This window comes from Sulfuricurvum sp., from assembly GCF_049277495.1.
Classification (GTDB): domain Bacteria; phylum Campylobacterota; class Campylobacteria; order Campylobacterales; family Sulfurimonadaceae; genus Sulfuricurvum.
In genome coordinates this window covers 19,260-39,107 of the sequence record NZ_JBASYM010000051.1, presented here as the reverse complement: position 1 = coordinate 39,107, position 19,848 = coordinate 19,260, and the positions used below count along the sequence as shown (strand labels likewise).

Annotated in this window: 15 protein-coding genes; 2 read left to right on the top strand and 13 right to left on the bottom strand. The window is 46.9% G+C overall.

Annotated features, from left to right (window positions below):
• Positions 1-14: 14 nt before the first annotated feature.
• From WAO38_RS09520 to WAO38_RS09495, 6 genes are all read right to left on the bottom strand, one after another.
• Positions 15-815, bottom strand: a complete 801-nt coding sequence (locus WAO38_RS09520) for an ABC transporter ATP-binding protein (protein WP_422236542.1) — start codon at positions 813-815, stop codon at positions 15-17.
• On the bottom strand, positions 812-1,603 hold the full coding sequence (gene ntrB / locus WAO38_RS09515) for a nitrate ABC transporter permease (protein WP_422236540.1): 792 nt from the start codon (positions 1,601-1,603) through the stop codon (positions 812-814). The genes WAO38_RS09520 and ntrB overlap by 4 nt, the downstream gene beginning before the upstream one ends.
• Positions 1,604-1,612: 9 nt before the next feature.
• The gene (locus WAO38_RS09510; RefSeq protein WP_422236538.1) at positions 1,613-2,995 is read right to left on the bottom strand and encodes a CmpA/NrtA family ABC transporter substrate-binding protein; all 1,383 of its coding nucleotides are present in this window, start codon (positions 2,993-2,995) and stop codon (positions 1,613-1,615) included.
• A gap of 219 nt (positions 2,996-3,214) precedes the next feature.
• Positions 3,215-3,640, bottom strand: coding sequence for an RrF2 family transcriptional regulator (locus tag WAO38_RS09505; protein ID WP_422236536.1), 426 nt, complete (start codon positions 3,638-3,640; stop codon positions 3,215-3,217).
• Positions 3,641-3,664: 24 nt separating this feature from the next.
• The gene (locus WAO38_RS09500; RefSeq protein WP_422236534.1) at positions 3,665-5,305 is read right to left on the bottom strand and encodes a protein kinase domain-containing protein; all 1,641 of its coding nucleotides are present in this window, start codon (positions 5,303-5,305) and stop codon (positions 3,665-3,667) included.
• 54 nt (positions 5,306-5,359) lie between these two features.
• A complete protein-coding gene (locus tag WAO38_RS09495) occupies positions 5,360-6,637 on the bottom strand; it encodes an MFS transporter (protein WP_422236532.1) in 1,278 nt (425 codons plus the stop codon).
• A 265-nt stretch (positions 6,638-6,902) separates the two neighbouring features.
• On the opposite strand from WAO38_RS09495, the gene WAO38_RS09490 reads away from it, so the two are divergent.
• Both WAO38_RS09490 and WAO38_RS09485 read left to right on the top strand, forming a co-directional pair.
• Positions 6,903-8,183, top strand: a complete 1,281-nt coding sequence (locus tag WAO38_RS09490; RefSeq protein WP_422236530.1) for a GGDEF domain-containing protein — start codon at positions 6,903-6,905, stop codon at positions 8,181-8,183.
• Positions 8,184-8,234: 51 nt separating this feature from the next.
• Positions 8,235-9,023 (top strand): exodeoxyribonuclease III, encoded by a 789-nt coding sequence (locus tag WAO38_RS09485; RefSeq protein ID WP_422236528.1) that lies wholly within the window; start codon positions 8,235-8,237, stop codon positions 9,021-9,023.
• Here WAO38_RS09485 and WAO38_RS09480 read toward each other — a convergent pair.
• The 7 genes from WAO38_RS09480 to WAO38_RS09450 all read right to left on the bottom strand — a co-directional run bounded on the left by WAO38_RS09480 (position 9,012) and on the right by WAO38_RS09450 (position 19,812).
• Positions 9,012-9,746: an SIR2 family NAD-dependent protein deacylase gene (locus WAO38_RS09480; protein ID WP_422236586.1), complete on the bottom strand. Its 735-nt coding sequence runs from the start codon at positions 9,744-9,746 to the stop codon at positions 9,012-9,014. The two genes, WAO38_RS09485 and WAO38_RS09480, sit on opposite strands and share 12 nt — an antisense overlap.
• Before the next feature lie 443 nt (positions 9,747-10,189).
• Positions 10,190-11,632, bottom strand: a complete 1,443-nt coding sequence (gene dgt, locus WAO38_RS09475; protein ID WP_422236526.1) for a dGTPase — start codon at positions 11,630-11,632, stop codon at positions 10,190-10,192.
• Positions 11,625-13,112 (bottom strand): DUF2779 domain-containing protein, encoded by a 1,488-nt coding sequence (locus WAO38_RS09470; RefSeq protein WP_422236524.1) that lies wholly within the window; start codon positions 13,110-13,112, stop codon positions 11,625-11,627. Before WAO38_RS09470 ends, dgt begins: the two co-directional genes overlap by 8 nt.
• Positions 13,109-14,401, bottom strand: coding sequence for a hypothetical protein (locus WAO38_RS09465; protein ID WP_422236523.1), 1,293 nt, complete (start codon positions 14,399-14,401; stop codon positions 13,109-13,111). The genes WAO38_RS09470 and WAO38_RS09465 overlap by 4 nt, the downstream gene beginning before the upstream one ends.
• A gap of 17 nt (positions 14,402-14,418) precedes the next feature.
• The gene (locus WAO38_RS09460; RefSeq protein WP_422236521.1) at positions 14,419-16,323 is read right to left on the bottom strand and encodes an ATP-binding protein; all 1,905 of its coding nucleotides are present in this window, start codon (positions 16,321-16,323) and stop codon (positions 14,419-14,421) included.
• An 11-nt stretch (positions 16,324-16,334) separates the two neighbouring features.
• Complete coding sequence (locus tag WAO38_RS09455) at positions 16,335-18,692, bottom strand: AAA family ATPase (protein ID WP_422236519.1); 2,358 nt, start codon at positions 18,690-18,692, stop codon at positions 16,335-16,337.
• On the bottom strand, positions 18,682-19,812 hold the full coding sequence (locus WAO38_RS09450; protein WP_422236517.1) for a metallophosphoesterase family protein: 1,131 nt from the start codon (positions 19,810-19,812) through the stop codon (positions 18,682-18,684). Before WAO38_RS09450 ends, WAO38_RS09455 begins: the two co-directional genes overlap by 11 nt.
• Positions 19,813-19,848 lie beyond the last annotated feature (36 nt).

The window sequence follows — 19,848 nt, the reverse complement described above, 5'->3', positions numbered from 1 at the left end:
TGTTGTTTGGTTGATTAGTCATCGTGTTTGGCAAATTTTGAATAGAGAAACTCGATAATCGCTTCGCGGCATCGGAGATACTCCTCATTATGCTGGAGTTCCAGACGAAGCCGCGGACGGGGAAGATTGACTTCCAATATCTCACCTATCGTCGCCTCAGGGCCGTTGGTCATCATGATGACGCGGTCACTCAAAAGGACGGCTTCATCCACATCGTGGGTGATGATAATGACGGTATTGCCTGTCTGCATTTGAATCCGCATCAGGTGATCTTGCAAATTGGCACGGGTCAGGGAATCGAGTGCCCCGAACGGCTCATCCATCAGGAGAACTTTAGGCTCGATGGCAAGCGCTCTGGCGATTCCGACACGCTGTTTCATCCCGCCGCTGATCTCTCCGGGAAATTTGTCTTTGGCGTGGTCGAGATTGACCATGTCGACATACTTCATGACATGGTCCCGCAGTTCAGAGGGGCTGAGATCGGCACCGAGCACTTTTCGTACGGCCATTTCGATATTTTGATAGACGCTAAGCCACGGCAGAAGCGAATGGTTTTGAAATACCACGGCACGTTCCGGCCCCGGTGCATTGATCTCTTTCTCTTCCAAAAACATGGCACCGCCGGTGATGGTGTCCAATCCGGCGATCATATTCAGCAAGGTCGATTTTCCGCATCCCGAATGTCCGATGATGGAGATGATCTCGTTTTCACGGATGTCGAGTTTGACATCACGCAGCGCCACATACTCTTTTCCGCCCCCTAAAGGGAAGATTTTGTCCACATGGTCAATGTTTAAATAGGGTTTTGCACTCATACGTGGCCTTTCTTTCGGTAATCAAAGAAATCGGCGATCACTCCCATGATGGCATCGAGGACAAGCCCGACGAGACCGACGATGATGATTCCGATAATGATGTGATGATAATTAAGATTATTGTATTCATCCCAAATCCAATAACCGATTCCGATTCCCCCGGTGAGCATCTCCGCCGCGACGATAACGAGCCAGGCGATTCCGAGCGATAAACGCATCCCCGTAAAAATGAAAGGGACGGCAACGGGCAAGATGATCTGAAACACTTTTTCAAAAGGGCTGAACTGCAGCACTTTCGCGACGTTCAGATAATCCTGGCTGACACTGCGAACCCCTAACGCCGTATTGATGATGATCGGCCAGATCGAGGTGATGAAAATCGTTGTAATGGCGGTCAGGTTGATGTCTTTAAACACAAAAAGCAGCAGCGGAAGCCACGCCAGCGGTGAGACCGGTTTAAAGATCTGGATATAGGGGTTGAGCGCGATCATGGCGTTGTTGCTCATCCCGATCAGCAGACCCAGAGGAACACCGACCAAAATCGCCAGTGCAAATCCGCCGAAAACCCTCTCCAGAGAATTCAGCACCTGCCATGCGATCCCTTTGTCATCTTCGTTATTGACGTAAAACGGATCGGCAAAGACCTCTTTGGCTACGTCATAGGTATCCGATGGGGTAGGAAACCCCTCGACGCTTTGCGCAAGCGCAGACCATCCGGCGATGATAAAGATCAAAACGATCAGAGGAAAAACGATGCGTTTAATCAACTCAGTAATTTTCGGATTCATGGTTATGCCTTATTTCACATACTTCGGATTGGCACATCCGGCCGGACCGTAAGGGCAGACATAGGCAGGCTGTGCCGTTTTGACTTTCCATTTATTCGCTTTTGCGAGAGCCGCTTTGGAGACTTTGGAATGGTTGACTTTGTTATCGAAGATGTAGTCCACCGCTTTGTTCGGATCGAACACTTTTCCGTCAATAAATTTATTGAACTGATCTTTCCCGTCTATCTTCCAGGCAGACGGCGGAAGGGTATATCCCACTTTTTTCGCTGCGGTTGCGAAAAGATCGGGACGGTAGACGCTCTCGACCGTTTTCTTCATATCGATCGGTTTGTCGATCTGTCCCCATCGCACCATTTGGGTGAGAAACCATAGCCCGTGACTGTAAAACGGATATGAAGCGTAATAGTTTGCAAAGACGTTAAACATCGGGTTCGGTTCCGTCGGTTTCCCTTTAAGATATTGGAACGTCCCTGTCATCGAGTTGTCGATAACATCTTTCGGGGCATACACGTACGATTTCTGGGACAAGATATTCGAAGCCTCTTTACGGTGCTCCCACGAAGCATCGAGCCATTTTTGGGCTTCGATGATGGCCATCATGACCGCCTGGGTCGTTTCGGGATTTTTATCGGCGAATATTTTGGTGGACATCAGCACTTTTTCGGGATTGTTGTTCCAGATATCGTAGTTGGTGACCAACGATGATCCGAGATTCTCCATCACGGCACGCTCATTCCAAGGCTCTCCGACGCAATAGCCGTCGATATTTCCCGCTTTGAGGTTGGCAACCATCTGCGGTGGCGGGAATACTTTAAGAGTTGTGTCCGCATCCGGATCGATTCCGGTCGAAGCCATCCAGTAGCGGATTTCATAGTTGTGGGTCGATACCGGAAATACCATACCGAATTCGAGAGGTTTGTAGTTTGATCCCTCTGCGGCATGTTTGGCATCGATCAGTTTTTTGAGAGATTCGGAACTGACGGGGCGTTTCACGGAATCCAGACCGTATTTCTCCATCTTTTCGATGACGTCGTTTCCGAAAGTGATCGCATTACCGTTGTAATCGAGGGAGAGGAGGGCGTACATCGGCGTATTGCCGCTGATCCCCAGGGTCGATGCCAAAGGCATACCCGCGAGGGCATGTGAGTAGTCATACTCGCCGCTGATCACTTTTTGCTGGATACCGGCCCAGCCGCCCCCTTCTTTGACAACAGTGACATTCAGACCGTGTTTGTCAAAAAACCCTTTCTCTTTGGCGATGACGATCGGCGCACAGTCGGTGAGGGCGATGAACCCGATTTTAATATTTTTTTTCTCCGGTGCCGCTAACGCAATTGAAGCGGCAGCCGAGAGCAGCAGCAGACTTTTTCCTAAAACATTCAAACCTTTCATGTGAAAGCTCCTTATTCAGATTAATTTATCTGAAATAATTGTAGACAAAAAAGTCTGAATAATGATCCAGTTATGTGATTAAAAAATAAGCACAAAGGTGTTTATTCTAAATTTAGAAGAAAATATTAGAGAAAATTAGACATCTAAAGGGTATTTAGGGTGAATCCCTGAGCGCCACGGCGTTAAAAAACTTCAAAAAGCGGGGAGAAAAGAGGAGGATTAAATGCGCTTCACTTTGCGGAGAGTGACATCATCGGTGATCTCGCTGAGACGCATTGCGGAATACATGGTGATCATCTCTTGGCGCCAAATATCCCATTGAGCATGGAGGGCACACGGTTTTTCCGATTCGCAGTCACCGATTCCGAGAACGCAGGAATCAAAAAAAGTGGTCCCGTCTACCGCTTCGATAATGGAAAGGAGCGTGATTTCCGAAGAGCTTTTAGCGAGACAGACCCCGCCTGCGGCTCCGCGCTGAGAGACTAAAATACCGGCATGGACCAGTTTTTGGAGAGATTTTGCCAAAAAGTGAAAAGGGAGCCCAAGCTCTCCGCTGATGGTATGGATGCGATGAAATTCACCTTCAGGTTTGGTTGAGAGCCAAACGGCGGCGCGGATAGTATCTTGGCAAGCGGAGGAGAGCATGGGAACCTTTTCTAAATAGTAGTGCTATTTTGACACATAAAGCCAAAAAGTCAAAGTTTCCAGGAATAAAAGAATAAAAAATCCGATTTTATAAAACATGACGGGAGAGCGTTCGATGAGCGGTGTCTCTTTCGTAAAGAAAGGTTTGACTTTATTAGGGGCTTTAAGCTCATAAAAAAACTCCGAATAGTGCGCATATCGCTGATTAGGATCGACCGCGATGGCCCGCATAATGATGGAATCGAGCCATAGGGGGATATTGTTGTTGAGTTTGACCGGACGTTTGGCCGTTTTGAAATGGGGATTTTGAAACGGTTCGATTTCGCCGTAAGGATATTTGCCGGTCAGAGCCCAGTAGAGGGTGACACCGATGGAGAATATTTCGGTCGATTCATTGATAACGCTTCCGCTGAACCGTTCGGGCGCGAGATAGGTCGGGGTTCCGGCACGGGAGTTGGTGGAAAAGATTTCGACAATGGATCCGAAATCGACCATCTTGAAATTGACACCAGAGAGCCCTTCATTTTTGTAAACGAGGATATTCTCAGGCTTGATATCACCGTGAACCAATCCCAGATGGAGCAGATGGGCTTCCGCACGGTGGAGAAATTTCCCCAGTTCGATCGCATTATCGACCGAGAGGGGGCGGTTTTTGACGTACTCTTTTAAATTGATCCCCTCAACGAGGTCCATCATATAATAGCGGACACTCCGCCCTTCGGGAATCCACGCATGTCCGAAAGCTTTGTGGGTGATCTGTTTGGCGGTCCATGCTTCGCGGACGAATTCGTCCAAGGCGTGTTCGTCATACGCACGCATCGGGAATTTCATGACATAGAATTGCCCGTACTTGCTCACTTTCCAGATGCGCCGGTGTTCCATCATCGGCGATACGAGGGTATATCCGTCGATAATGTCACCTTCATACAGCGATTTGGGGATGGGAAGATCGTTGTTTTTGAGTGCGTGAAGCGGATCGAGCGATTCGATACGAAAGATCTGCAGGCTCATATCGTCACGATCGTGCAGTTGGCCGTCTTGAGCGGCATGGTTGATGATCGTTCCTGCCCCTAATCCCTGATGTACCAGATCCATGAAATTGTTTTCATCGATCAGATTATAGACGCCGTCACTGCATAAGACCAGAGTGTCTCCGACGGCGATCGGGGTAGAGACGATATGCGGATCGATGTTTTCACTCATGCCGCAGGCTTGGGTCAGGACGTGCGACATGTATTCATCATCCATCGTATGATCGGTACTGAGGCGCTTGAAATTGCCGTCTTGTTTCAAAAGATAGATGCGGGAATCACCGAGATTGAGGGTATAGAGGCTCTCGCCTTCGATGACGGCGAGGCAGAGGGTTGTCAGCAGTTCGATCTGCCCGTACTGGGAAATTGACTCTTTAAAGAGGAGCCCGTTGATATGGCGGGTAAAGACTTCCATTGTTTTGGGAATATCCCACGCTTTTGGGCGGGCTTTGAACTGATTGATAAAAAATTTGACACTCTGACGGGCGGCGGTTCCGCCGCGTTTGGCACTGCCGACACCGTCGCACAATACCGATACGAAGAGTGCATTATCGATAATGGCATAGGCGCATGCGTCGTCTCCGGTCGAACCGGGTTTGGGGAGAATATTTTCACTTGATTGCAGTTGCAGCATGAAAACCCTTGATAAATTTTTTGATTTTACCCATTTTTTGAATTTCTCAATGAATCAGATACGGCCGCCTGCCGTAGCCCCCCAGGTCGTTCTCCAGCGCGTTTTGACCAGAGAGATACCCGATATCGCCACCATAACAAACCCGGCAAAGATCAAGAATCCGGCGCTATAGCCGTCAAACGCCCCCTGTGACCATCCGAAGGTCTTGATCAACGCCGATCCGCCCAATCCTCCGGCCGCACCGATAAGTCCGGTCATGATCCCGATGTCTTTGCCGAAGCGCTGAGGAACGAGCTGGAAAACCGAACCGTTTGCCATCCCGAGATTCGCCATGATCAAAAACATCACCGTAATCGCTGCCCAAAACGGCAGGTCGATCAATGCCGTGATCAGGGATAGAATCACAATGCTACCATAAAATACATACAGAGATTTTACCCCGCCCATTGTATCGGCGATGGCTCCGCCGACAGGCCGAAGCACCGCACCGGCAAAGATACAGAGCGCTCCGAAATAACCGGCCATGACTTTGACATTGTCTTCATTCAAAATATCCAGACCGATAGCGGACATATCGCTTTGATAGGTATTCATCAGATAGACTTTCATGTAATTGGCAAATCCGACGAATCCTCCGAACGATACGGCATAAAAGAGGTTAAACCACCAGGTGTCTTTATCGCGGAGCAGTTTCATATAGTCTTTAAACGTCTTCGGATTCGGTTTGTAAACGCTGGAAGGAGCATCTTTCGCCAAAAACAGATAGGCAATGAAGATAATACTTGAGAGTATCGCGCCGACGAGAAAGACCGACGGCCATCCCCAGATTTGGGCGATTTTCGGAGCAAACAAAAAGTCGATGACCACACCGATATTTCCGGCACCCGCAATCCCGAGAACGACACCCTGCAAACGCGGCGGATACCACTGACCCGCCTGAGGAAGGGCTACGGCGAAGGATGCCCCGCCGAAACCGAGACCGAGCGCAACCAACAACAATTGATTATAGGTGATGGCGTCTGATTGGATATACGCGAAAAACAGGGTGACAATAACGATCAGCTGAGACCCGAGAGCCGTCTTTTTAGGGCCGAACTTATCGACGAAGAATCCGAGGAGAATCCGCAGCAGCGCTCCGGAGAGTATCGGCAGGGCTAACAAGGATGCTAGCTGAGAATCGTTCAGGGCATTTCCGCGCAAGGAGAGCGTTTCATTGATCTCTGTCGCCAGTGGTCCGAGCATCGTCCACATCATAAAACTAAAGTCAAAATACAAAAAGGCGGCCAGCAGTGACGGCCAGTGTCCCTCTTTTTTTAATTCACCGAATTTCATACCCACTCCTAATTAGGATTATTTTGTCTGAATAATTGTAATCTTTTTAAATAACTTTCTAATCATTTTATTGATTAAAATATATACAGCACTGAGTATTTTAAAAAAAATAATCGAATCGGACTGAAAACGCGTAGTTACCTATTGATACAATTCAAGAAGAAGAGGGGCCGTACAAAGATAAAATCATATATAAATGATTATAAAGCAAGAGATTGGGTATATTATGAATAATTATAGCTTGGAAAATTGAGAGAGGTTTTCAATGTACCTGATGGAAAAATATTTTGACGACATTCGTGAATGTGTGAACGATTACAGTATCAATGTGGAGAGTTTGCAGTCCAATATCTCTGCCGACTACCTCTATACCTTCGCGATTAGCGAAGAGAAAAAACTTCTCTTAGCCCTTCTCCTTTCCACTACGGATGAGGAGATTGAAAAAAATACGAAGGAACTTGTCCATTTCACGATCGAAAATGATGTATCGTATCTTTTTCTCTACAGCGAACTCATCACGATCGTCCGCAGACTCATCGGCAATCTTGCCGAAAAACAAGAGTGTGACAATATCCATGAAATCAACCGTTTTTTTACCGATCATGAGGACCGGATCACCGATCTCTATATGAAAAAATTTTTAAATCAGCTCACCCTGAAAAATGAACTCCGTCTCTCTCATATCGCGCTGATGCCGGATAAAAAATTTATGGTACATTATGAGAGTCACATCCGATGGATACTCAACCTTATTGTCTATATCCAGCGGAATGAACTGGATGACAGCTATCCGGAACTCAATCCGAACCATTGCGAATTCGGACAGTGGATGCACAGCGCGTCCACCTCCTATCTGCTCACGACGGCGCACTTTAAGATTATCGAAAAACTGCACATCAACCTCCATGGCCTGGCTGCCAATGTGATCAACTATTGCAAGTCTAAGACCTTTCGCCCCGCGACGCTGATCCATTTGATGCAAAAGATCGATTATTATTCTCTGGAGATCGGAAATGAGATCGCTTTTCTCAATGAGATCGAAGAGAGTGCCAAAGACCCGCTGACCCATCTCTTGACCCGACGCCTTTTCAATAAGATCATTTTGAACAAACTCGATATTTCCAAAGCAACCGGAAGAGAGTTCGCGCTGATGATGTGCGATCTGGATCATTTTAAAGTCATTAACGATACCTACGGCCATGCGGTGGGGGACGTCGTACTGAAACATTTTTCAAGCTTGCTGGAGCAAACTCTCCGAAAATCGGATTATATTTTCCGTTTCGGCGGTGAAGAGTTTATGGTTCTTCTGCCGGTAACCAACAGTGAGGAAGCTCTGGTCCTTGCCCAAAAAGTGTGTGATGCAGCCGCCATGAGCGAGGTCGAGATCGATAATGTCTCAATCCATTATACGGTCAGTATCGGAACATTGACCGTTCTCGCAGGTACTGGGGTGGTTATCAATCAAGAGACGGTCGACCGCTATATCACGCAAGTAGACGAAAAACTCTATCTTGCCAAAGAACGGGGCAGAAACCGCGTAGAATAGAGAAAAATTGAGTATACTAGAGAATATTGCTAATGAGGGATACGAGAATTTATGCGTGAGACAATCGAGATTATTTCCTGGAATGTGAACGGTATCCGGGCCGTTGCGGAAAAAGGTGCATTTGAGTGGATCGAAGAGCGCCGGCCGCATATCCTCTGCCTTCAGGAGATCAAAGCCTTGCCGGAGCAGATCCCCGAAAACCTTTTTAACAGCCGTTACTCCTCCAGTACCGTCAACAGTGCCCTTAAAAAAGGGTATTCGGGGACATTGATCGCGAGTACGCTGGAACCGACGCATTATGATACGCGTGCGGACATCGATCTCTTGAGCGAAGGGCGCATCGTCGAGCATCATTATGGCAATATCGTCTTGCTGAACGTCTATTTTCCGAACGGCCAAAAAGACGAAGAGCGTCTGGCCTACAAGCTGGAGTTTTATGATCGCTTTTTGGACTACTGCCAGTCGCTTCGCGCAGAGGGAAAATCGATCATTATCTGCGGGGATGTCAATACCGCGCACCGTCCGATCGATCTGAAAAACCCAAAATCGAATGAAAAGACCTCCGGTTTTCTCCCGATCGAGAGAGAATGGATCGACAAACTTTTGGCACACGGCTACATCGATACGTTCCGCCATATCCACGGCGACAAAGAGAATGAATACAGCTGGTGGTCATACCGTTTCAGCGCACGGTCGAAAAACGTCGGCTGGCGTATCGACTACTTTTTTATCTCGGAGGATCTCGCAGAGTCGCTGGAAGATGCTTTCATCCTTCAAGAGATCACCGGTTCAGATCACTGTCCCGTAGGGATTCGGATCGCCATCGGATCACTCCGCTAAAAGATCCTCGACGTACTTTTCGATCTTCTCGGCGGCGGCCGTTGCTTTCTCATGGTAAACGACTTTGAAATAGGGGTCCAGCCTCACATCGGGGTCGAGATTGTTCAGCAGTGAGTGTTCGAACCACTGTGCATACCACGCGACATCCAGCACTTGCCCGCTCGTCCCGATGACGACGAATGCCTCGCACTCATCGATCGATTCCTGGAGCTTTGCGTACATCGGTGCTTCTTCCCCGAACATAACGACGTTATGACGAACCTTTTTGCTCTGGCACGCAGGGCATTTCGCATCGCTTTGGCTTTGGTACCCTATCTCGAAAACATTGCCGCACATCTCGCATCGCAAATGGGTAAGGGTGCCGTGGAGATGGATCACGTCAGGGCATCCCGCACGCTCCAGCAGATCATCGACGTTTTGGGTCAGGATGTCGATTTGGGAGGGGTATTTGTTTTTGAGCCGTGAGAGCATTTCGTGGGCACGGTTGGGCTGTTTTTCGCTCAGATCCATACGCCGCGCGTCATAGAAATCAGCGACCAATCGGGGGTTTCGGCTGTACCCCTCGACCGAACACACTTCCATCACGTCATACTCTTCCCATAACCCGTCACTCTCCCTGAAGGTACGGACACCGCTTTCGGCACTGAGTCCTGCACCGCTGAGGATAAGCACTTTTTTACGAGAAGAGGGGGGATTGATCTTTTCCAATGCGGATTTTGCCATCGATTCGAAGATTGTATACTCTTTTTCCATCAAGGCGTTTTCGACCAACTCGGCGAAGTCCTCATTGCCGTTAAGGAGGAGATCATTCGCCTGCTGCAAACGCTCGATTTCGGAGATAAAAGAAAAGCGGTCGATCTCATTTTCGCGGTACTGCCGAATAAGCTCATCCAAATCCTGGTAAAGAGTTTTGAGTGTGTTCTTATTAAGCATTACGCCGATGGTCCTGTGCGGAAATGGAGTTTTTAGCCTCGTATATCGAGTGTTTGCCCGAGTCCTGAGCCCGAAGAGCTTGATGTCGGTGTTGATTGTGAATCTGATGCTTGCAGTTGGTCTAAAAATTTCATTACGGCCTCATCCTTGAGTATGTATCGTTATATTTCTCTTGTTGCAGAGATGCCGATATATCGGCATAACATTAAAAAAGCTAAAGCGATTTCGAAAATTTATAGCGCCATCAGCGTCTGATACTCTTTGAGGGCGAAATCGTCGGTCATTCCGCTGATATAGTCGGTGATGAGCCGGACACGGTAATACCATTCCAAAATATGAAAAGATTCGACCTCTTCTGCCGCCAGTGATTTCACGTCGTTTTGATAGGCGACGATCTGTTTCGAGGAAATCCGGCGGATGAGCCGCATCGCGATGAAGCACTCGATCTTCTCATCACGGAGCAATGCCGAGAAATCAGCCGCACTCAGTTCCAAAATCGGTTTGTAGATGTCCAAGAGGCCATTGACGATCGTATACCCCTGAAGTTCCAGCGTTTGGACCTCACGATGTTGATAGATATATTTGGCAGAGAGTTTTTCGAGGATTTTGACCGCTTTATAATATTTGCTCTGTGTGTCGTAATCGAGCAGTGCGCAGTTGAAACGCCCCTCAAATATTTCTGCATGGTTTTCGACGTAGATATCCACGACATGAAAGACCAGCGATGTGACGAGTTTGGCTTTCATCAGGGTGAAAAACATATTGAACTGATAAGGCTCATCGTTCTCTTTTGCCTGGGTGTATTTCTCCTGAATCACTTCGAGCAGATAATGTTCCCCCTCGTCTTCACACGCTTTTTTGATGAGTTCGTAGACCTGATCGAGGTTTAGTATCCCTTTTTCGACCGCGTCTTCGAGATCGGCGGTGAGATACGAGATGTCATCGGCCGCCTCCATGATGTAGGTGAGGGGGAAACGGTGCCCCGGTGCGACGCCGAGGGTTTGCTGTACCTTTTCGATAAAAGCGTGTTCACTGTAGTAAAAGCCCGGCTTTTTCTTGAGATAACTCAGAGGATCTTCTTTGGGAGGTTTCTTTTCATAGGCGCCGCGGGTGTATTTGAGTACCGCGAGGGTTTGGGTATAGGAGAGGTTGAGCCGCTGGAGTTTCGAGATAACCCGTATCGCCTGCGCATTGCCGTCATAGTTGCAGATGTCTCTGGCAACGATCTCTTTGAGTGTCTGCGCAGATTCTGCGGTTGAGGGGAAGAGATCGAGCATCGGCAGCGCGTTTTCCCGCATCCATTTGTTGATCGTCTGTTCCGCAAAATGACCGAACGGGGGATTGCCGATATCGTGCAGGAGACTCGTCATCTCCGCCGTGGAGACGAACGCGTTTTCGAGCTCTTCGAGACCGTAGGTATCCAGCCCCTCACGTTTAAGCTTGCTGAGGATCGTCTTGGCGATAAACCGTGCCACCTGAGCCACTTCGAGTGAATGGGTCAATCGCGTGCGGATTGAGGCGTTAAGTTCGAGGGCGAACACCTGCGTCCGTTTTTGGAGCCGTCGGAATGCCGGTGCCGAGAAGATGCGTCCGCGGTCGCTTTCGATGGAGTAATCGAGGTTGTCGATGGGGTTGAATTCTCGGTCGGTCGTTATTTTTTTCGTGTAGTCAATCATGGATAACCTCTCTCAGTTTTTGATGCACCCTGACCATCGCGAGGGTATCAAGGCGGCAGTATTCGAGCAGGGCGCGGCGTATCCGTTCCTGCTCCTGTGGTTCCATTGTGGCAAGATTAGCATAGGCGTTCATCGCTTCGCCACCGTTTTGGACTCCTTCGAGCTGTTTGTAGGCTTGTTCCATCCCTGAGACGAGGGCAGGGAGGACATATTTGATCGAGTGTTTTCCTTTCATTGCAGGAACGGAGTAATACCCTTTTTGGAACGGCACCATCAGGTCGCGGAGGTTAGGAATGATACGTATGAGGTGTTCACTGAGATCGGGAAAGTTCTGGGCGAGTTTTTCGATCACCCCTTTTTCGAATACCATATTGTATGCCAGTACCGTAGTGTTATCGGGGATGTCATGGATTAGCTGTTGCGCCAACGCGTAGCGCGGATCAGCTCCTGAGGGTGCTAAAAACTCACGATGCTCCAGCTCCCCGTTCGCGTGTTCGATATGGAGCGAATACTGAAACGGTATCTGCTGATAGGGGCTGATACCTGACCACTGCGAAACAGATTGCTGAAACGTCTCGAAATCGAGATGGTAGATCGGATAGGCGAGGGTAGAGAGAAACTCACGGATCGCGTCACGGTCGATGTAGGTGCGCTGGCTTTTCCAGTTCTCGACCTTTTGCTGTTGGATGGGGGTCATTTTGTAGCTATCGGGAATCTCCTCGATCCGAACGATCCCCTGATCGTACAGTTCGACCTGATTTTTGCTCCCGAGGTTAAAGATATTAAAAACGGAGTAATCGGGGATGCTCCGCTGTACTTTCCAGCAGTAGTGCATCGCGTCGCACTCATAGGGATTCTTGCAGTGCTTGCCGATCTCTATGGCAGGTTCGTTCTTCCGGTCACTTAAATGCGCTTCAAACTCGGCTAGTTTGGCAGGGACACCGTCCATCAGGGCATCGACCGCTTCGCTCACATCAGCGATAGTAAAGAGGGCACTTAGATCGAGATCATCGCCTCGAACGTAGGATGTATCGATATGGACGACATAGCAGTTGGTGACGGTATGCCCGAGGCTCTCAAGGACGTAGCGTTGTATCGAGACATCGTGCAGATAGATATCCTTGACCTCCGAGGAGCTTTTGACCTCGTATATCTCTACACCATAGGGAGTAATACGGAGGACATCGACCATAACGACGATTCCCTCATGGATAAACGTCGCCTCGTAGATATATTCTAACCCCTCATCCATCCACTCCCGTGTCAGCTCCGCCATCCCTGCGAAGTTTTTCTCCATATAGGGGACTTCACGCCCGTTAGGGAAGAGGGCGCATGCCAGATCACCGACGATATTTCCCGTCTCGAATCGTGCCAGTGCGGTGGCATCGGGAGGTGTCAGCACCTCGGAACTGTACTTTTTCAGCCAGAGGGATTTGGAACATTGGATTCCGCGGGTGTAGAGAGATTTAGAGAGGGTCACAACCCATGCTCTCTTGCAAAGATTATTGCTCTATTAGTCTCATAAAATTCTTTGATTAAATCTTTTATCTTATTACTTTGTATAGTATTAGTACCAATCCATCCTTGATTTACCAATCGTATAAAATCTGAATTATTTAAATATCTTGGTGCATTATCATAAGATATTAAACGTCCACCTTTCTTCCCTTTTGGACCATTTGGACTTATTAAGAAGTTTGCGTAGTCTAAGGTAAGGTACATACCAGAAATTAATTCATTACCAAGAGCTTCAAATCCTTTATTGGGAGTAAGCTTCATCATAAATCCATTATTATTTAGTCTCATGTCTTTATCAGATTTTATGTTATTTGAACTAGTAATTCTTGCATTAAATGTATTCATTCTATTGATTTCTTCATCAAATTGTTTATTAGGTCTATATACGAATGAACCATCGTTTTCTTTTTCCATCAATTTGTATTGAATTAAAATGAATGAATCATATTTCATATTAAAATAAATTAAATCAACTCCAACAGTCTTTTCCAATGCATTTCTATTGGCATAAAAAACATCTAATCTATTGTTTTTATTTGTAAATGTAGTTTGTCCTTTAATATGAGTAGCTGACATTCCGGGCCAATTAAATAAATCGTGCTGTAACGCGTCTTCTTCGGATAAATATTTCTTTTTCAATCCTGTAAAAAATGTATTATCTTCTAGTCTATCACTATTGGTCGTAGTCCATGATTGTAGTACTTCATTTCTCAATTTATTAGAACCAGAAAAAATATCTAACGCAGTTCCTAAAGCGTCTTTTTCTTGTAAAAAAATATCTGTTTTTATTGAATCATTAAAATGTGTATGCATTAAATTTTTCTTATTTAATATAATATTTATATCTTCACATAGATTCGGTCTTAATTCCTTAATTATTTTTATTAAATCTTCGAAAGTTTTTTGTGTTAACCTCTCTCCATTTCCTTGGGAACTTTTTATAAAATAGTTTTGAATTCTTTTTTTCATCTTTTGATTAATAGAATCAATACTTATTGAATGTAAATCTATAATATCAATAAATTCGACTTTATTTTTAGAAGTAACTACTCGACTTCCTTTTTTAGCTAAAGAAATATAATCAATTGTTTCCATATCAAATGATAAGAATGCAATATCATACTCTTTAATTTTCCAATCTTCTACACTTAATGCTTCTGAAAATATATGTATTTTACTATCAGCATACGACTTAATTAAATCATTTCTTCTTGATTCGTCAAAAATAATTAAAAAGCCCTGTTTATTCATTTGATATTTCCTGTCTTTTATAATTCACTTAATTCTTTTATTTTTTTAGTCCATTCTTCTATTTCTTCAAAAGCCTCAAGTTCTTCTAAATGTGTTTTAGTGATTTTTTTGGATAATTCTGCAAAAATTCCTTTTTTTGTATGTTCTTGATTTGTTTTATTTTCTTTAACATAACGTTCCATATTAAGTTGATTTGACCAAACTTCTAACCAATCTGGATTTCCTGTATGATAAATTGTCTCAAATTGATATTTTTCCTTGATAAGCTCTGGATGCAGGTAATTTTCTAACTCAGCTTTTTTTGTTTCAACAGCATAATCAGCATTAGGTCTTCTATTGATCTTATTAATAAATTTACGGTACTTATTTCTATTTGATGGTTCAATTTGATTTGTATCACTGTCATATATATGAATTTCAGGTATATTTAATTTTTCTAGATATCGATTGTTAACCCAATGTTCCAATGTACTTCCACCTAGGAAAATCATTAAAATCGATTCATCATTTACATCAATAATATCTTTATATTCTTGAATATTTTGGTTGACGTTTTTAAAGAATTCAATGTCTGTATATCCTTCAAAGCAAACTACAACTTTAACTTTCTGAACATTTTCAAGATCAAGACTTGGTAAGATTCCTAAAGATTGTGTGACAGTTTCAAGCATTTCATCTTCATTTGTAAACTCTATAATTCTTCCACTTGTATCTCGGATTAAAGCTATTACATTTTTTGCTTCAACCATTTTTGCTAAATTTGGCGTATGTGTTGTTATAATCACTTGATGGTGTGGATGTTCAGAAAGTTCTAATATAGCTTCAATTAACATTTTTTGGTAATCAGGATGCTGAGAAGTCTCTGGTTCTTCTATTGCATAAATAACACTTTTATTTATACGATCATCAATCTGTCTTTCAGCTTCTGCTCGAAAGTAATTTAAAAGCACAAGCCGCCTAACCCCGCTACCCCGTTTATTTAATGGAATTCCATCACCTGTAAATGAAAATTTAAATACAGACTTCCATTCAGGCTCTTTTGAATAGTCAGGAGTTAATGTCGAAGCTATTGATGAATCCATTTCATTCAATTTGGCCAATGTGGCATTGCCAATAGATGTAATTTGATCTTTCATTAAGCGTTCGACTTCATCAAGTTTATTTTTGATATCAGGAATTTCTAATGCTTTTTGAATAGCAATATTTAAAGGGTTTTGGACGTCTTTATCACTATCCCTATTCGCTCGGTCTGATTGAAATAGAAAAAAGAGAGGTAATACTTGATCGATATTGGTTTTAAGATTTTTTGTGTCATCACCTTTATTTAAATCAAGCGTAATTGGAACCAAATCATCCTTTTGATCTTGTGTGAGTAAATAATCATGTAATGCTTGACGCATAGGTGCATTTGCATTTAGTTTGATTTCTTTATAAGTTTTTTCATCTAAAATATTTTCTAACTCTTTAACTTTAGTACGCAATTTTGCTTGTGTTAATGTTAAAAGTGGTTCATTCTCCCATACTTGTGGATAGTTGCATTGCAGATAATACTTCATACTTGTGGCTTTAACTGGTTTTGAACAGTCCCATTCTTTAATTAAAGTTAGGTATTCATTGTCAAGTAAAAATTCATCTGACAAGTTTGTTGGAAATGATGTATCTATAATAATTCGATCTGTGCTTTCTATTAAAAATGATATTTGTATTTGAACAATGGTGTCGCCAAGACTCTGTGCTTCAAGATTTAAGTCATCTTGCTGCAATTTTACTAATTCATTATTAAAAAAGATTTCGAGTGATTCCATAATTGTAGATTTGCCTACATCATTTTTTCCAATTAATACATTCATATCGCTATCAAAATTGATCGTGATGTTTCGGTAACTTCTAAAATTTTTTAGAGTTAGTGACTTGATTTTCATTTCATTTCCTTTTAAAGTTCAACTACCCGCTCAAACATCTCCTTGATCTCCGTTTCATGAGAGATCAAAAATATCTGCCGATACGATTCGCTGATCGTGTGAAACGCTTCCATAATCTGGATGCGCCGTTCCTCGTCTTGGGAGCCGAATACCTCGTCGAATGCCAAAAACCCGATATTGCCGCCGCCGCTGAGTTCCCCCAGCGTTTTGGAAATGGCGATGCGCAGGACGAGGTTGGCGAGGTCGATCTCTCCGCCGCTGAACCGCTCGATGGGGTAGCGTTCGCCGTCGTCGTAGATGTAGAAGTCGAACTCGGGAGAGACCTCGATGTGCTGATAGCGTCCGCGGGTGATGCGGCTATACATGTCGCTGGCGACTTCGCCGATGCGGGGGGCGACGCGGGCGTTGATGTGGGTTTTGAACTCACTCATCACCGCTTTGAGTTTCTCGTAGTCGTCACGGTCGTTTTCACGGGTTTTGAGGGAAGCGCGCTGTGCTTCGTCGCGTTTGATCTCTTTGTCGATCGCTTCGATGTCGCGGCGGATGTTGGTCTGCTCCAGTACGGCGGCGTTGAGTTCGACCCCTTTGGCATCTTTGGCGGTTTCGGCGGTTTTTACATGGACGGCGGCATCGGCGTGGGCTTTATCACTGTAGGTGTCCTCGGTGATGAGCTTCTGCTGTGCGGCGATGCTCTGGGTGTCGGTTTCTATCTGTACTCTGAGCTTCTGAGCTGCCTCGGTTTTGGCGGGGATCGTGGCGATGAGGGCTTCGAGCGCTCGCAGGGCGTCGACCTGTGGTTTCAGGGTGTCGCGCTCGGCTCTGAGGGCAATATGCGCTTTTTCATCGTAAATAATATTAACGAGCTGTGCAAGGGCGGCTTTGTTCGCCAGTCCGCGCGTTTCGACCTCACGGAACCGCTCTTGGGCTTTGGCGAGGTCTTGGGTCTTGCTCAGGAGCAGGGCGACCTGTTTGTCGGTCGTGCTTTGGCGCGTTTCGGCTTCGCTGAGGGCTTTTTGCTGTTGGGTCTTTTGCTCGTTGAGGGTGTTTAGACGCTTTTGCGCTTCGTCGATCTGGCGCTGATAGACGTCGATGATCTCTCGATGGAGCGAGCTGAGGACGGCGTCGTAGTTCTCTAACAGCGGACGGGTACAGACGGGGCAGGCGGATTCGGCACCCAGCTCGGTGATGCGGGACACTTTTTCCTGAACGCCGGCGATGTTGGTGCGGTTGGCGGTGATCTCGGCGGTGGTTCGGGTGATCTGCTCGCTGAGGGTGTCGAACGCACTTTTGAGGGTTTTGAAGTGAGCCTGCTCCTGTGTCAGCTGCGTTTTCAGCGCTTCGAGCGGTGCGATCTCTTTCGTGAGCTGGGAGACTTCCTCTTTTCGCTCTGTGTAGCTTTTGCGGAGCTCTTCCTGCTCTTTTTCCAGCCCCTCTTTTTTCAGAAACGCGGCTTTGAGGCTCTCTTGCTCGGTGAGCGCTTTTTCGAGGGTTTCGAAGCGTGTTTTGAGAGGGAGCTGTGACGTGTAGCGGCTCTGCTGGGCGTGGAGGGTCTTTAGCTCTTCATCGAGGGCTGTGAGCTGTTTTTGCTCCAGTGCGAGGGCTTGCTGAAGCTTGTCGAGCTGTTCGACTTTCTTTTGCCGTTCTTCTTTGGCTTTTTGGTGGGTGTCGAGAGCACTTTTCGAACTCTCGTAGGCGGTTTTCAGGGCGGCAGCTTCTTCTCCGAGCTGTTTGATACGGGTTTCGAGGACGAGGGCCGTTTCGCTCTTGGTTTTCAGATCCTCCCGGTGCGCTTTGAGTACCTCTTCGCCCAGCAGAAACGCCGAAGCGCTTTTGATATCGCGGTTGAGTTCGCGCAGCTCCTCGCGGATCATCTCTTCGATCTTGTCGATCTTCTCCAGACCGAGGAGTCGGCGCATCATCGCTTTGCGTTCGTCGTTTTTCATCGAGCTGAGGGCGGTCAGCTCTTTTTGGGAGGCGAAGACGGTGTGCAAAAACGCCTCTTTCCCCATCCCGAGCAGTTTCGTCACGGCGGTCGTCACCTCTCTGGCACCCGTCACGATGCTCTCATCCCCCTCTTTGAGGGTCGCGTAGGCGGTGAGGGCTTTGCCCCGGAATTCGCGGATGGCGGTGTAGCTTTTCCCCTCGATCTCAAAGTTCAGCTCGACTTTGACGCCCCCTGTGGTTCCGGCGGTCGGGATCAGCTCTTTGGAACCTTTGTACTCGCCGTACAGGGCGAAGAAGACGCCGTCAAAGATCGTCGATTTCCCCCGTCCGTTGCGTCCGAGGATACCGCACAGACCGCTCTCGAACGTGATTGCATACTCGGCGTAGCGTTTGAAGTTATGGAGTTTCAGCGATTCAAGCGTCACGGGTCACCTCGTCATAGCGTGCGAACAATGCCGCGACTTTGGTATTGAGGCGTGCGGCTTCCTCTGCCGTGGCGGTCTGCTCTTCCAAAAAGGCGCCGAAATACTCCTGCAAAGAGGCGGCGTTGACGCTCTCCGTCGCGGCGGAGGCTTCGCTCCGTCGGAACTTGCGCTGGATTTGGACGTTCAAGGCCTCGGGGAAGCATCCCTCGATGTCGCGGTTGGCAATGTCGATGGATTGGGTGGCGCTCAGGTTCTCTAAGGTGATGGAGAGGAGCGCTCCCTCAACGTCCAAAGAGGTGGCGAGTGAGCGTAATTCCTCGAATATATCCGCTGATGCTTGGGCATCGATGCGGAGGCGGTGGCTGGGGCGCAGGGTGATCGGGTGAAACGTCACATCAAGGCTCTCACCTAGGGTAATGAGGGCATACCCCTTGTCGTTGCGGGCATCGGCGCTGCTGGTCCGCTCGGTGGAACCGGCATAATAGACGTTGGGGTGTTTGCCGACGCTTCCGAAGCCGTGCCAGTGTCCGAGGGCGACGTAGTCCATTTTCTCAAACAGGGGCTCTTTTGCTCTGGGGTAGACCCGCTCGCCGTACTCCTCCATCATAAACTGCGCACCGACGGAGCAGTGGAGCATCATGATGTTGCGCTTGTTCTCATCCACCGAGGCTTCGCACTCCTCGATCGCGGCGAGATTGCCCTCTTCGTCGTTGATATGGGGGATGCAGTGGAAGGTTATATCATCGAACGCGACTTTCTCGTACGCCTCTTCGAATACGGGATGGATATGATCGAGCGTCCGCAGTGCGGCGAGGATCGGGGATGCGGAACGGGTGCGGGGGGTGGAATGGTTCCCCGCGATGATGATCGTCGGAATGCATGCGACGCTGAGCCGTTTGAGCTGCGTAAGACAAAAGCTGATGGCGCGGTTGGAGGGGTGAGGGCGGTGGAAAAGATCGCCCGTGTGGATGACGTAATCGGGTTTTTCCGCCACAATGGCATCGATCACTTGGGAAAAGGCATCGTAAAAATCGGCTTCGCGCTGATTGATTCCGGAGTCATTGACGACCTCAAGATCGTTAAACCCTAAATGGGTGTCGGAGAAATGGAGAATCCTCAACGCGTGCCTTTGGCGAAAAATATTATTTACCGTACA

Coding starts and splice junctions, on each gene's coding strand:
- WAO38_RS09495 (WP_422236532.1), bottom strand. CDS start 6,637: ATGAAATTCGGTGAATTAAAAAAAGAGGGACACTGGCCGTCACTGCTG.
- WAO38_RS09510 (WP_422236538.1), bottom strand. CDS start 2,995: ATGAAAGGTTTGAATGTTTTAGGAAAAAGTCTGCTGCTGCTCTCGGCT.
- WAO38_RS09460 (WP_422236521.1), bottom strand. CDS start 16,323: ATGAAAATCAAGTCACTAACTCTAAAAAATTTTAGAAGTTACCGAAAC.
- WAO38_RS09465 (WP_422236523.1), bottom strand. CDS start 14,401: ATGAATAAACAGGGCTTTTTAATTATTTTTGACGAATCAAGAAGAAAT.
- dgt (WP_422236526.1), bottom strand. CDS start 11,632: ATGATTGACTACACGAAAAAAATAACGACCGACCGAGAATTCAACCCC.
- WAO38_RS09520 (WP_422236542.1), bottom strand. CDS start 815: ATGAGTGCAAAACCCTATTTAAACATTGACCATGTGGACAAAATCTTC.
- WAO38_RS09505 (WP_422236536.1), bottom strand. CDS start 3,640: ATGCTCTCCTCCGCTTGCCAAGATACTATCCGCGCCGCCGTTTGGCTC.
- WAO38_RS09490 (WP_422236530.1), top strand. CDS start 6,903: ATGTACCTGATGGAAAAATATTTTGACGACATTCGTGAATGTGTGAAC.
- WAO38_RS09500 (WP_422236534.1), bottom strand. CDS start 5,305: ATGCTGCAACTGCAATCAAGTGAAAATATTCTCCCCAAACCCGGTTCG.
- WAO38_RS09480 (WP_422236586.1), bottom strand. CDS start 9,746: ATGGCAAAATCCGCATTGGAAAAGATCAATCCCCCCTCTTCTCGTAAA.
- ntrB (WP_422236540.1), bottom strand. CDS start 1,603: ATGAATCCGAAAATTACTGAGTTGATTAAACGCATCGTTTTTCCTCTG.
- WAO38_RS09485 (WP_422236528.1), top strand. CDS start 8,235: ATGCGTGAGACAATCGAGATTATTTCCTGGAATGTGAACGGTATCCGG.